The sequence below is a fragment of the Streptomyces sp. NPDC104371 genome (assembly GCF_055583785.1).
Genome location: NZ_JBVJNF010000003.1, coordinates 215259 through 228480, shown reverse-complemented (window position 1 = coordinate 228480; position 13222 = coordinate 215259). Strand labels below are relative to the sequence as shown.

14 protein-coding genes are annotated in these 13222 nt (G+C 70.5%); 6 read left to right on the top strand and 8 right to left on the bottom strand.

Annotation, left to right across the window (positions count from 1 at the left end; genetic code table 11):
- Window positions 1-13: 13 nt before the first annotated feature.
- From ACZ60T_RS11675 to ACZ60T_RS11660, 4 genes are read right to left on the bottom strand one after another with little or no spacing between them, the layout of a single operon-like run.
- A complete protein-coding gene (locus ACZ60T_RS11675) occupies window positions 14-829 on the bottom strand; it encodes an ABC transporter permease (RefSeq protein WP_365628091.1) in 816 nt (271 codons plus the stop codon).
- Between the two features lie 15 nt (window positions 830-844).
- The gene (locus tag ACZ60T_RS11670) at window positions 845-1735 is read right to left on the bottom strand and encodes an ABC transporter permease (protein ID WP_365628087.1); all 891 of its coding nucleotides are present in this window, start codon (window positions 1733-1735) and stop codon (window positions 845-847) included.
- A gap of 10 nt (window positions 1736-1745) precedes the next feature.
- A complete protein-coding gene (locus ACZ60T_RS11665) occupies window positions 1746-2948 on the bottom strand; it encodes an ABC transporter substrate-binding protein (RefSeq protein ID WP_469665730.1) in 1203 nt (400 codons plus the stop codon).
- A gap of 41 nt (window positions 2949-2989) precedes the next feature.
- Window positions 2990-4027, bottom strand: coding sequence for an ABC transporter ATP-binding protein (locus ACZ60T_RS11660; RefSeq protein WP_365628082.1), 1038 nt, complete (start codon window positions 4025-4027; stop codon window positions 2990-2992).
- 133 nt (window positions 4028-4160) lie between these two features.
- On the opposite strand from ACZ60T_RS11660, the gene ACZ60T_RS11655 reads away from it, so the two are divergent.
- Entirely contained in the window at window positions 4161-4898 is a 738-nt protein-coding gene (locus tag ACZ60T_RS11655; protein WP_469665729.1) for a FadR/GntR family transcriptional regulator, read from the top strand.
- A 100-nt stretch (window positions 4899-4998) separates the two neighbouring features.
- Here the strand turns inward: ACZ60T_RS11655 and ACZ60T_RS11650 are convergent, their stop codons facing one another.
- Entirely contained in the window at window positions 4999-5667 is a 669-nt protein-coding gene (locus tag ACZ60T_RS11650; protein ID WP_365628077.1) for an MmyB family transcriptional regulator, read from the bottom strand.
- Between the two features lie 259 nt (window positions 5668-5926).
- Here ACZ60T_RS11650 and ACZ60T_RS11645 point away from each other — a divergent pair, with 259 nt between their 5' ends.
- Genes ACZ60T_RS11645 through ACZ60T_RS11630 form a run of 4 tightly spaced genes read left to right on the top strand, consistent with a single transcriptional unit; the run spans window position 5927 to window position 9362 of the window.
- Entirely contained in the window at window positions 5927-6577 is a 651-nt protein-coding gene (locus ACZ60T_RS11645; RefSeq protein WP_469665728.1) for a helix-turn-helix domain-containing protein, read from the top strand.
- A 32-nt stretch (window positions 6578-6609) separates the two neighbouring features.
- Complete coding sequence (locus ACZ60T_RS11640; protein ID WP_469665727.1) at window positions 6610-7140, top strand: M48 family metalloprotease; 531 nt, start codon at window positions 6610-6612, stop codon at window positions 7138-7140.
- Between the two features lie 18 nt (window positions 7141-7158).
- Entirely contained in the window at window positions 7159-8325 is a 1167-nt protein-coding gene (locus ACZ60T_RS11635; protein WP_469665726.1) for an MAB_1171c family putative transporter, read from the top strand.
- 56 nt (window positions 8326-8381) lie between these two features.
- Window positions 8382-9362, top strand: coding sequence for a polyprenyl synthetase family protein (locus ACZ60T_RS11630; RefSeq protein WP_469665725.1), 981 nt, complete (start codon window positions 8382-8384; stop codon window positions 9360-9362).
- Between the two features lie 20 nt (window positions 9363-9382).
- Here ACZ60T_RS11630 and ACZ60T_RS11625 read toward each other — a convergent pair whose 3' ends face one another.
- From ACZ60T_RS11625 to ACZ60T_RS11615, 3 genes are read right to left on the bottom strand one after another with little or no spacing between them, the layout of a single operon-like run.
- A complete protein-coding gene (locus ACZ60T_RS11625) occupies window positions 9383-10621 on the bottom strand; it encodes a DUF6545 domain-containing protein (protein ID WP_469665724.1) in 1239 nt (412 codons plus the stop codon).
- A 55-nt stretch (window positions 10622-10676) separates the two neighbouring features.
- The gene (locus ACZ60T_RS11620; protein ID WP_469665723.1) at window positions 10677-11840 is read right to left on the bottom strand and encodes an MAB_1171c family putative transporter; all 1164 of its coding nucleotides are present in this window, start codon (window positions 11838-11840) and stop codon (window positions 10677-10679) included.
- A gap of 3 nt (window positions 11841-11843) precedes the next feature.
- On the bottom strand, window positions 11844-12446 hold the full coding sequence (locus ACZ60T_RS11615; protein ID WP_469665722.1) for a toxin-antitoxin system, toxin component: 603 nt from the start codon (window positions 12444-12446) through the stop codon (window positions 11844-11846).
- A gap of 112 nt (window positions 12447-12558) precedes the next feature.
- Here ACZ60T_RS11615 and ACZ60T_RS11610 point away from each other — a divergent pair, with 112 nt between their 5' ends.
- On the top strand, window positions 12559-13215 hold the full coding sequence (locus ACZ60T_RS11610; RefSeq protein WP_469665721.1) for a maleylpyruvate isomerase N-terminal domain-containing protein: 657 nt from the start codon (window positions 12559-12561) through the stop codon (window positions 13213-13215).
- Window positions 13216-13222: the final 7 nt, after the last annotated feature.

The following is a 13222-nucleotide window of genomic DNA, read 5'->3' as shown; positions in this document are numbered from 1 at the left end:
GCCCGAGCCGGGGTCAGATCCTGCTCTCCGTCGCCGTGTCCGCGGACAGGCGTTGGGCCAGGTAGATCGGGATCACCGACGCGAGGACGAGTACGGCCGCCACCACGTTCACGACCGGGGCCTGCTGGGGGCGGGTCATGTTGTTGAAGATCCAGATCGGCAGGGTCTCGACGCCGGGACCGGCGGTGAAGGTCGTCACCACGATCTCGTCGAAGGAGAGCGCGAACGCGAGCAGGCCGCCCGCGAGCAGCGACGAGCGCACCAGCGGGAAGGTGACGTCCACGAACGCCCGGAAGGTGTGGGCGCCCAGGTCCATCGCCGCCTCCTCGTAGGTGCCCGAGGTGCGGCGCAGCCGTGCGACGACGTTGTTGAACACGACGACGATGCAGAACGTGGCGTGGCCGACGATCACGGTGAACAGGCCGAGGCCGACCCCGAGCGGTTCCAGGACCGTGTTGAACGCCGAGTTGAGCGCGATACCGGTGACGATGCCGGGCAGCGCGATCGGCAGGACCACCACGAACGAGACGGCGTTCCGGCCGAAGAAGCGGTGCCGGGCCACCGCGAAAGCGATCAGCGTGCCGAGCACGAGCGCGATCGCCGTGGCGCCGAGGCCCGCCTTCACCGAGACCCACACGGCGTGACGGGCGCCGTCGTTCTCCCAGGCCGCCGACCACCAGTGGAAGGTCCACCCGGGCGGCGGCCAGCTCGCGCTGCGGTCGGGGTTGAAGGAGTTGACCAGGACGAGCGCGAGCGGGATGTAGATGACCGTGAAGCCGATCCCGGCGGCGATGCGCAGCGCGATGCGCGTGGAGCGGGACAGTTGCATGACGAGGGACCTCTTCTAGAGGCTGCTGAGCGCGCCCGTGCGGCGCATCGCCAGCAGATACAGCACGATGACCACCACCGGAACCGTCCCCAGCGCGGCGGCCATGGGCAGGTTCAGTTCGATGTTGGAGTAGACCAGGTTGCCGATCAACTGGGTCTTGCCGCCGACGATCTGCACGGTGATGTAGTCGCCGAGGCTCAGCGAGAAGGTGAAGACCGAGCCGGCGGCGACGGCCGGGAGGACCATCGGCAGCACGACCGCGCGGAAGGTGCGGCCGGGCCGGGCCCCGAGGTCGGCGGACGCGTCCAGGAGGTTGGCCGGGAGCTGCTCGAGCGCCGTGTGGATCGGCAGGATCATGTACGGCAGCCAGAGGTAGGTCAGGGTCATGATCGTGGCCGGGAGCCCGAAGCCCGGACCGCCGAGCCCGAACGGCTTCAGCATCCAGTCGGCGAGCCCGTCCTGGGACAGGATCAGCCGCCATGCGTAGACCTTGACCAGGTAACTCGCCCACAGCGGGGTGAGGATCGCGACGACCAGCAGCGGACGCCACCGCGGCCGGGCCACCCGCGCGGTGAAGAACGCGAGCGGGAAGGCGATCAGGGCGCACAGCACGGTGACCGCGAGGGCCACGCCGACGCTGCGCAGGATCACCTGGCGGAAGACGGGGGTCGTCAGCAGCGCGTGGAAGTTGTCCGTCGACCAGACCCGCACCACCTCGGAGGTGAAGGAGTTCGTCGTCCAGAACGCCGAGACGAACAGCACGGCCAGCGAACCGAGATAGAGGACGGCCAGCCACAGCAGGGGGGCCGTCAGCAGGAGGGACAGCCGCAGCCGCCGGTGGCGGTGCAGCAGCCCGGCGAGCCGCCGGACGGGGGTCCGTCCGGCGGCAGGCTGGGTGGCGGTCATGGTCGAGTCCTCAGCCCTTGATCTCGGTCCAGGCCTGGACCCACTTGGCGTACGGGACGCACTTGACGTCGGTACGGCCGTCGATGCACTGCTCGATGGGCGTGTTCCAGAAGGCGATCTTCTTCCAGTACTCGGTGTCACCGGCGTGGAAGGTGGTGCAGAAGTTCTTGTCGCTGGTCTCGGCGCACGCCTTGGCGTTGGCCGGGGCCTCACCGAAGTACTCGCCGATCTGGGCGTTCACCTTCGGCGAGATGACCCAGTCCAGCCACTTGTAGGCGCAGTTGGTGTGCTTGGACTTCGCGGACACCATCCAGGTGTCGGACCAGCCGGTCGAACCCTCCTTGGGAACCAGGGACTTGACCTTGGCACCCTCGCTCTCGGTCAGGTTGGCGATGACCTGCCAGCTCGTGCCGATCACCGAGTCGCCGCTCTTGAAGGCGGAGATCTCCTTGAGGTAGTCGCCCCAGTACTCGCCGACGTTCGGGTTCTGCTTCTTCAGCAGGTCCACCGCCGCGTCGAACTGCTTCTGGTCGAGCGCGTAGGGGTCCTTGATCTTCAACTCGGGCTTGGTGGCCTTGAGATACAGCGCCGCGTCGGCGATGTAGATCGGGGAGTCGTACGCGGTGACGTGGCCCTTGTACTTCGCGGCGTCGTCGAAGACGGCGGACCAGGAGGTCGGCGCGGGCTTGACCTTCTGGGAGTTGTACATCAGCAGGTTGGCGCCGCGGCCGTGCGGGATGCCGTACGCCTTGCCCTTGACCGAGTTCCAGGGCTGGAGCTTCAGGTCGTTGAAGACGTCCTTGTAGTTGGGGACGAGGTCGGTGTTGACCGGGGCCGCGTCGCCCGAGGCGATGAGGCGCAGGGAGGCGTCACCGGAGGCGGAGACCGCGTCGTACTCGCCGGTCTTCATCAGCTTGACCATCTCGTCCGAGCTGGCCGCGACCTTGGAACGGACCTGGCAGCCGGTCTGCTTCTCGAAGTCGCTGACCCAGTCGACCTTGGGGTCGTTGGAGCCGTCCTCGACGTAGCCGGCCCAGGCGATGAGGTTGACCTGTCCCTCCGTCTTGCCGAGCTTCGTCGGGGCCTTCAGATCAGGCGGGTTGAGGCCGCCTTGCGCGGCGGACGAGCCGCCCGAGTCGGACGAGCCGCAGGCGGCGGCCGCAAGCAGGACCGCGACAGCGGCGCCGGCCTGGAGGGTACGAGTGAGACGCACGAGGTACTCCATAGGTGAACAGGGGGACTTGGCGTGGGGGGTCAGCTTGCGTCGGGGACCTGGACGGCGTGGTCGCGGTGCCACTGCAGGCGCACCCGGTTGCCGCGGAAGGCGGCGACGTCCGCGGAGGAGGTCTCCAGGTTCTGCTGGAGCGCGGTGAGCCGTCCGCCGTCGTCGAGGTCCACGAGGAAACGGGTGGCGTCTCCCAGGTAGACCACTTCGGCGACGGTGCCGACGGCGGTGGAGTGCTCCGGCACGTCCGCGAGGGCGGACTCCTTCAGCACCCGGATCTTCTCGGGCCTGATGCTGAACGTTCCCGCGCTGCCGACGACGCGCTTCGCGGCGTCGCCGTCGAGCAGGTTCGAGGTGCCGACGAAGGAGGCGACGAACGAGGTGGCGGGCCGCTCGTAGATCTCGGCGGGGGTGCCGACCTGTTCGATCCGGCCCTGGTTGAAGACGGCGATGCGGTCGCTCATCGTCAGGGCCTCCTCCTGGTCGTGGGTGACGAACACGAACGTGATGCCCACTTCGCGCTGGAGCGCCTTGAGTTCGACCTGCATCTGCTCGCGCAGCTTGAGGTCGAGGGCGCCGAGCGGCTCGTCGAGCAGCAGCAGCCGGGGGCGGCAGACGAGGGCGCGGGCCAGTGCCACACGCTGTCGCTGGCCGCCGGAGAGCTGGCTCGGGCGCCGCTTGCCGAAGCCTTCGAGGCGTACGTCGGCGAGGGCCTTGCGGGCCTGCGAGAGCCGGTCGGCCTTGGACACCTTGCGGATCTTCAGGCCGTAGGCGACGTTCTGCTCGACCGTCATGTGCGGGAAGAGGGCGTAGTCCTGGAAGACGGTGTGCACGTCCCGCTCGAAGGGCGCGAGACCCGTGACCTCCTGACCGGCCAGCTCGATGGTTCCGGAGCTGGGGCTCTCGAAGCCCGCGATCATGCGCAGGACGGTCGTCTTGCCGGAGCCGGACGGGCCGAGCATGGAGAAGAACTCGCCGTCGGCTATCTCCAGGTCGACACCGGCCACCGCGGTGGTGCCACCGAACTCCTTCCGCAGCCCTTGCAGCCGGATGGCGCTTCCCTTCATGAACGGGAACCTTTCTGGTGCACTCTTACGTTGGAATGAAAAGATATGAAGTCATAGTTCAAACCTCAAGCCACAGTACGTAGTTGAGGACCGTCTGAAGGTAAAGGTTGAACCAACAAGCAAGGTGGTGGGTGTGAAACACAACGGAGGCGGTGGGGCCCGCAGAGCCGTGTTCACCCCGGTGGACACCCGGGCGCGCGTGGAGACGGTGGCCCGCCGGCTCGGCGACGCCATCGAACTCGGGCTGCTCGCCGACGGGGAGCAACTGCCCCGCGAGAGCGAGCTGGCGGGCCAACTCGGTGTGTCCACTGTCACGTTGCGCGAGGCGCTCATGGCACTGCGGCAGCAGGGCCTGGTCACCACCCGGCGCGGACGCGGCGGCGGCAGCTTCGTCTCCCTGCCCGCCGATCCGGCCGAGGAGCGGGTCAGGGCGCGCCTCGCCGCCTGGGGCACGGAGGAGTTGCGCGACCTCGGCGACCACTGGGCCGCCGTCTCGGGCGCCGCCGCCCGGCTCGCGGCGCAGCGCACGGAACCGGACGACCTTCAGCAACTACACCGTACGCTCGAGGAGTTCGCGGTGGTCGCGGACGCGTCGGCGCGCAGTCGGCTGTACGGCCGCTTCCATGTGGAACTGGCCGCCGCCGCGCAGTCCGCCCGGCTCACCCGGGAGCAGGTGGTGCTCCAGACCGAGGTCGGGGCGTTGCTGTGTCTCGTCCTCAAGGACGACGCCTGTCGCGCGGAGGTGACGAGCCGTCAGCGTTCGGTGGTCCGCGCGGTGCGGGAGGGGGCGCACGACGTGGCCAGGGAGCTGGCCGAGCGGTGCGTCGAGGAGTCGGCGGCACGCCTGATCGCGCTGCGCCTCACGTTGTGAACTCGGTGTGAGAGCACGGGAGTCGGGCCGCCCGCCGGACGAGCCCCGGCGCCGTCGGCGACCTGAACGCCGGCGGATCCGGGGCCCCCTCGGGGGCCCTCTACTCCTGCGCCACGGGCACCACGCTGAGATGCCCCGCCGTACGCCGCACGCGGCGTCTCGCGCGGGCGGCGGGCGCCGGGCGGCGCGCCTCCCTCAGCACCAGCGTCAGCCGCGAATAGCCCATGTCCTGAAGCGTCTTGGGGGTCTCCCCCACCACCCGGCAGTCGTCGCCCCAGCGCGGATCGGGGTGGCGCAGCGGACGCACCGCGCCGTCGTGCTCGAGGGCGTGCGGGCCGACCGCGCGGATCCAGTGCGGCAGGCCCTGTCGGTAGGCGGCCTCCATGATCGGGTCCTGGGCGATGTCCCGGCGGATGGCCTGGAGGCCGTGGTCGTGCCCGTACCGCTCCAGCGCGTCGGCGAAGTGCGCCAGCATCGGCAGTCCCCAGGTCGACTCGTGCTCCCCCAGGATCGTGCCCGCGTCCGGGTGGAACAGCACGAACCGCAGGAAGTTGTCGCCGGGCATGGCCGTCGGATGCGCCGAGACCTGCCCGAAGAGCAGCTCGAACGCCGTGTTGGTGACGACGACGTCCCAGCGGTGGTCGAAGACGAGCGACGGGAAGGGAACGGCTTCGAGGAACAGGGCGTAGTCCCGCAGATACGCCTGTGCTTCCGCACTCTCGGGGAGGGGTCGCGGCTCGGACCGCTGCCCTCCTGCCTGATACGCCATCGGGAGGTCACCCCTCTTGCCTTTGCGGCCTTCACGCGGCGCCTTGATCCTGCTGTCCCGCTCGAGTCGTGTCAACTATCGTGGCATTTAGAGCCTGTTGACGGCTGAATCTCGCCACAGTTGTGGCGGATCCTGGAGCCGCGTTCGGGTGAACGGCTAGTCTCCGTGTGGTTCCGGATGACATCAGAGCGACACCGGATGCCCAGGGCGACACCGACCCCCGGGGCGACGCTGTGAGAGAGACGTGGGAGATCTGTCCGTGACGGATGGCTTCGAGGTTCCGGGCGCTGCGGCGACGGGTCCGCTGCCGACCGTCGTGTCCCGTGTCACCGCCCTCGCCGACCGGCTGGGCATACCGCACGCGGAGATCTTCGACGTCCCGCGTCTGTCGGTCGAGTCCGGCGTTCCGGAGCCGGTGGTGCGGGCGCTGCTGAGCGGGGTGCCCGCCGGGGAACCGGATCTCCAGGAGCGCTTCCTGCAGCGGCTCGATCTGCTGCGCCGTACCCGGCTCAAGCCGAGCGGACGCAAGCACACCCAGCAGGAGATCGCCGACGGCGCCGGGATGTCGCGCCAGCAGGTGGGAGCGCTCATCAACGGCGACCGGCGCCCCACCATGGAGCACTGCGACGCCATCCAGCGCTTCTTCGGCGTCCATGCCGGGTTCCTGACCGCCGAGGACCCCGAGGCGCTCGCGCACGCCCTCCAGAGCGCCGAGCAGGAGCTGCTCCAGCAGCTCACCGAGCACGAGGTGGCCGGTGGCCCCGAGGACCCGCTGGAGCGGCTGCTCCAGGACCACGGGGTCCGCGGCATCGCCTGGCGGGCGGCCCAACTGCCCACCGACCAGCACCGCGACAAGGTCGCGGAGTGGCTGGACATGCTTCTGGAGAGCGTCAAGCGGCCCGAGTCCTGATCCGGGGGAGAACCGTGGGCATCGGAAGGAACATGCGGCGGCTGTGTAGTGCGTTGGTGTCGGAGCTGTCGCTCCCGGCTCCGGCGGAACCGGCCGACCTCTACGCCGCGCTGTGCGACGGCATGAGCAGGCGCCGGGGCCGTCCCGTCCGCTTCCGTACGACCGCCTTCCCGCCCGGCACGGCCAGCGGCCTCTGGCTCGACATGACCGATCAGGACCTCGTCGTCATCGAGGAACGCACCGCGCCCGACCACCAGTTGGTGATCCTCGGCCATGAGCTGTGGCACATGAACGCCGGGCACCACGGCCAGGACATGGCGGGAGCGGCCGTCGCCGCGCGGCTGCTGAGCGACACCGCCGACCTCGGCGCGGCGGTCCACTCGGTGGCCGCCCGGACGCGCTTCGACCTCTCCGACGAGAAGGAGGCGGAGAGCTTCGGGCTGCTGCTGGCCAGCAAGTGCCGTACGTGGCTGGCCGGTTCGGCGCTGCGCGGGCCTGTGAAGCGGGACGATCTGGCGGGGCGGATCGAGGCGTCGCTGGGGTATCGCGGGCCACGGGGCTGAGGGGCGAGCGCCGACAGCATGGACGGGTCCAGCTACTACATACCGGCCGCCGCGATGGGGGCGGCGATCGTCGTCAAGGCACCGGCGATGGTCCGCGCGTGGCGGGACCCGCTGCTGCGGTCGGTGTGCACGCTGCTGACGCTGGCCGGGCTGGTGTTCTTCTTCGCGGCGCCGCCGACGATCGCGCGGGTCAACGACGTCACGGGCATCGTCAATGTCTCCGCGCCGCTGGTGTACTGCCTGCTCGGCGCGTTCAGCGCGGCCTGTCTGGTGCTCGTCGTCAACTGGCGCGGCGGCCCGCCCGAGGTGACCCGCCGCCTCTCCCGGCGCATCGTCACCGGGTACGGCCTGGTGATCGTCGCCCTGATCGCGCTGTTCGCGCTCGGGGACGCGCCGGTGGAGCGGCGCGTCGACTTCGACACGTACTACGCCCGCACGCCGTATCTGCGCGAGATGATCGTGCTGTATCTGCTCGCGCTCACCGTCGCGGGCGTCGCGATGAACGTCATGTGTGGGCGCTGGGCGCTCCAGGTGCGCGGCTGGCTGCGCACCGGACTGCTGATCATCGTGGCGGGCTATCTGTTCGATCTGGCCTATCTGGCGGCCAAGTTCACGGCCGTGATAGCCCGTTGGAGCGGTGGTGACCTCGACGGGCTCAGCACGTACACGGCGCCCCTGCTGGCCTCCACCGGGGCGCAGATCAGCGCCGTCGGCTTCTGTCTTCCGCTGGCCTGCCGCCGGGTCGGGGACAGGTGGACCACCTGGTCCACCTACCGGCGGCTCGGCCCGCTGTGGCGGGAGTTGCGGCCCGTGTCCGCACAGGCGGGCCGCGAGGTGCGGATCTCCTGGTGGTCACCGGTCGAACTCCAGGTGACCCAGCGGGAGTCCGACATCCACGACGGCATGCTCAGCCTGTACCCCTACTTCGACCCGGGGGTGCACGCACGCGCCTACGACGCCGCCGTGGCGGCGGGCTCCGACCCCGTCCAGGCGCGGGCGGAGGCGGACGCGGCCATGGTGACGGCGGCGGTGCGGGCCAGGGCCGCCGACCCCGAGGGCCGGGCCGTCGGCCCGGACACGGGCACGCACACCCCCGGCACGCACGCTCACGGGCGTGATCTCGTGCGGATGTCCATGGCGTTGCGCGGGTCGCCCGTCGTGGCGGCCGTGCGTGGCGGGGCGTGAGCGTGACCGCAGTGCCCGCACGACCTTGTATCGACCGTACCGTTCAGGAGAGTTGCGTGAAGTCGTACGTGGATCTGCACCGCACGTTCGCCGCGGACATCGAGACGGAGGTGACCGCGACCCTCGCGCGACTGGGCCCCGCGGCGCCCTCCGTGCACGGTGCGGTCGGCGAACTCCTGCGCCATCAGCAGATGAAGTACCCGTTGTCCGTCCTGCCGTTGGTGGTGCACGGCGCCGAGACGGGCTCGCCCGCACCGGCGCTCCCCCTGTCCGCCGTGCACGTCCTGTGGTGGGCGTCGGCCTGCTATCTCGACGACCTGGCCGACGGAGACGCCACGCGCACACCGTCCGGTCTCGGCGTGCACGAGGCGCTGCTGGCGGCGATAGTCGCCGGGCATGTACTGCCTCTCAAGGCCCTGGAGTCGCCGCACGTCCCGACACGGGTCCGGGGCGCCCTGGCGGAGGAGATCCTGGACTGCGCGATCATCGCGGGTGAGGGGCAACTGGACGACATACGCGCGGACATGGAGACGATGTCCCGGGACTCGGTCGTGGCCGCGTACCGGGGGAAGTCGGGCGCGCCCTTCGGCATGATCACGGCCATGGCCGGGCGGCTCGCGGGCGCCGATGACGAACGCACCGATCTGTGGCGGGAGTTCGGCTATGTCTTCGGCATCCTGTGGCAGCTCTTCAACGACCAGGAGGACATCACGTCGGGGCGCAACGAGGACCTGCTGAACGGCACGGTGACGTATCTCCTGATGTGCGCGGTAAGGGAGGCGTCGCCCGAGGCCAGGAAGCGGATCCTGGAGCTGCACAGCGCCGCGCGCACGTCCGCCGCTTCGGGCGCGGCCCTCGCCGACCTCCTCCTGGCCCCCTCCGTCCTCGCCCGCTACGAGAGCGACATCGCGGAGTTCCGGGACGACGCGTACCGCATCCTCGACAAGCTGGGCGGCGACGAGACCCATCTGTCGATGCTGCGGCGGCTCGTGGATCAGGCGTCCGGCCTGTACCTGCGGTCGCCCTCCGCCCCCTGACGCGCGCGCCGTCGCGGCTTCTACTCCCCGCGCTTCAAGTACCTGACGAGGACCGGCTGTTCGGCGGTGTCCGCCCGCATGCTCTGTTGCGGGCGGGCGCGGTGGCGGCGGCGGATGTCCTTGACGACCGGGGTCCGCAGGGCGCGGGAGAGCTGTGCCAGATCGCCGGTCGTGGGGGGCGGTACCTTCCGGCTGATGACCGTGTGCCCGATCAGGGTCCGGTCGCCCGTGCTGCCGTGGGTCTCCACCGCAGCGGCGATCATCGCGGCCTCGGCGATGACATCCGCGTCCTTCCCGCCCGCTCCCCGCGCGAGCGCGGCGGCGCGGGCCTCGTGCCAGACCCGTCGGTCGAAGTGGCCTCGGCACGCCACGATCCGGTCCGAGATATAGGTCTGACGCTGCGTCAGGCGAAGTCGGATCCCAGGAGTCCACCACGGCAGCGGGACATGACCGGGACCGGGCGCGCCTTGGACGCCGTCGACCACCCTGACGAGGGGCCCCAGTTGCCAGTACCGGATGGCGTCCTCGCTGCGTCGGCCGACGAGCGGCAGGATGAAGCCGACGGCGACGAGGAACGCGCTGGGCTGCGCCACGCCCGGGGCGACCCCGGTGACCAGGACATCCCAGTGGTGCCCCGTCCAACAGGCCACGATCGCCGTGAGTTTGGCCGCGTCGTAGCCGACGTAGTGCAGGACATAGCCCAGCGCCAGCGCGCGCAGACCGAGCCGCATCGTGCCCTGCACATCGTGCGACCAGCGCCAGCACATCCGGCTGCAGGTGAACGCGGCGGCCCCGTGGGCGAGGAGGTAGAGCAGGATCATCTCGCGGATGCAGGGCGTGTTGGCGTAGTACACGTCGAAGTCGGTACGCCGTTCCGTGGGCGCGTCGCCGAGGATGTACAGGGCGATGATCAGGGCCCAGACCAGCAGGGACAGGACGATGATCCGCTGGGACAGCCGCCGGGTGTGCTTCTTGTCGGGGCCGCCGCGCCAGTTGAGGACCAGGACGACCGACGCCGCGGCGAAGCCGGTGAGTCCGCAATAGACCAGGGGCGCCGAGAAGTTGGGTACTCCGGTGATCCGGTTGACGACGATGATCGTCCGTGGCGCCGAGCCGAACAGGACCGTGGCGCCCGCCAGCAGCAGGGCGCAGATCGAGGACAGCAGCCAGTCCCGGGAGCGCAGCAGGGCGGGCAGCTTGAGCAGGCAGGCCAGCAGCAGCAATCCACCGGCGAGGAAGAACCCCAGGTCGGCCTTCACGAAGTGACGGCCTCGCGCGCTGCGGCCCGGCGGTCGGTCGCCCGGGAGGAAGAGGTCATGCGCGTTGCTTCTCCTGCCTTCGCCCGTCGCTCAGTACATCGGCGACCACGGGGGTGCGGACGGCGCGCGAGACCCGTACGAGGTCGCTGAGCGTGCCGTCCAGCGCGGTGGGGACGTACGCGCCGATGGGGCGCGGGTCCGCTGGTGTGCCGGCGCGCGCGGCGGCGACCATGGCGGCGGTGCCGATGGCCTCGGCGTCCGGCGCGCTCACCCCGCGGGAGACCGCCCGGTCGTAGGCCCGCGCGCGGACCCGGTCGTCGAAGCGGGGTCCCAGCCGGGTGAGGCCGTCGCGGATGCCGGTCTCCCGCCGGGTCAGACACAGGTCGATGTCGCCGATCGAACGCCAGGACAGCGGAACCCAGTACCGCCGGTCGGCGGGGTCGACCAGGAGTCTGAACAGCGGGCCGAGGCGGGTGTAGGCGGTGACGCTGTCGAGCCGCGGGCCGAGCAGCGGGAGGGCGTAGCCCGTGGTGACCAGGGCGGCCGCCCCGGCGGCCACGCCCGGCGCGAGGTCGGTGCTGAGGAAGTCCCACCCGCGCCCGGCCAGGCGGCCCACGACGGCGACGAGTTTGGCCGCGCTGAAGACGCCGTTGAGCAACCAGCCGAGGACGAGGACGACAAGTCCCTTGCGGGTCCAGCCCGTCACCTCGCGCGACCAGCGCCAGCACAGGGTGGTCGTGGTGAGCGCGGCGGTCAGATGGGTCAGCAGATAGAGGGTGATCATCTCCCGGATCCAGGGCGTGGCGGCGTAGTAGGTGTCCAGATCCGTGCGACGTTCGACGGGTGCGGCACCCCTCGCGAAGAGGACCCACAGCAGGACGACCACGACCGCGTAGGCGGCCAGCAGGTTGCCCGCGACTCTGCGGACCTGGTCCGGGTCCCCGCCGCGCCAGCAGATGACCAGGATCAGACAGGCGGCGCTGAAGGCCGTGACCACGGTGTACTCGAGCGGGGCGGCGATGTTCGGGACCCCGGCCAGGCGGTTGACCACGGCGACGCTGGCGGGGGCGGAGAGCGCGAAGGAGAGCCCGCCCATGAGGACGACCGCGCACAGCGAGATCAGCGCGGGATCGCGTCGGCCGCGCAGCAGCCGGGGGATCCTGCCGGCCAGACCGGTCCACAGGACGAGGGCCGTCAGGTAGTAGAACCGACCGTCCACGACTCAGCCCCACAGGCCTCGGCCCAGCGAGTCCTCGATCCGCCCGGCCACTTCACCGAGGTCGGCGCGCTGCCGGGATCTGCGGAAGGCCCGCAGGTCGGTGCCCAGCCGCAGGCCGAACATCTCGGCCTCGGCCTCGTGCCGGACGTCGAACCCCGTACGGGCCGCGACGCGCGGTGCCGGTGTGCCGGGCGCGTCGGACTCGCGGCCCGAGGAGGCCATCAACTCCCTGACGACACCGTCGATTCCCTGCGTGGCGGCCAGCGGCGTACGCGCGGCGACGTGGCTTCCCGCCGCGGCTTCTTCGCGGTGTCCTTCGAACATGTGCCAGATCTCGTGGCCCAGGATGACGTGTTCGTGCTCGCTGTTCGCGGCGTCGTCACGGACGGCCAGGATGTCCATGTCCTCGAGGTCCAGCCACAGTCCGCTGGCGGTGCCGGGCGGGAAGGCGAACCGTCTCAGGACGACGGGACGGTCCCGTAACTCGGTGAGGACGCCGCCCAGCGCCGTGAAGATCTCCTCGTCGTCACGTGGCGCGGCCCGGGACAGACGACTGAGCACCTCGGCGCTGAGTTCCTTCATCCTCTTCTCACGCCTGGTCCTCACGTTCGCCTCCCCGCGCACATCCGCCGCACTCGCTCAGAGCGACACAGTAGTCACTTCTCCGGGTTCCTCAACCTGCCTTTGAGGCAGGGGAGATGAGCGTACGGTCTGGCACATGTCGCGATCAGACGAGATTCGGTCCTTCCCGCCGCCGGTCACCGCGGACGACGTCGGCCTCGCCGTGCGCCTCGCCGTGGAGCTGCTGCGTGAGGTACCCCCGGACGCGTGGGACGGCAAGGCCGGTTCGCTGGACTGGAGTTGTTGGGAGACCGTCGAGCATCTCAGCGACGATCTCTTCTCCTACGCCGCGCAACTGGGCCCCGCGGCACCACCGTTGGACCGGGAGGTACCCTTCGCGTGGGAGAGGCGGCGGCCCGGTGGCCCGGCCAACGCCCTGCACGCCGACCGCGAGGCGGGGCCAGGCGGGCTGCTCCAGGTGCTGGAGGCGAGCGGTGCGCTGCTGGTCGCCATGGTGCGTACGACACCCCGACAGACCCGCGCCCACCACGTCTTCGGTGTCTCCGACCCCGAGGGCTTCGCCGCCATGGGCATCGTGGAGACCCTGGTCCACACGCACGACCTGGCGGAGGGGCTCGGGCTCGGCTGGAACCCGCCCACCGACCTCTGCGCCCGCGTGCTCGCCCGGCTGTTTCCGGACGCCCCCGGGTCCACCGCTTCCTGGCCCACCCTGCTGTGGGCCACCGGACGCGCCGAACTGCCCGGACAGCCACGGCTGACCACCTGGCGCTGGTACGGAACACCGCGCCGCTGAGGGGGAG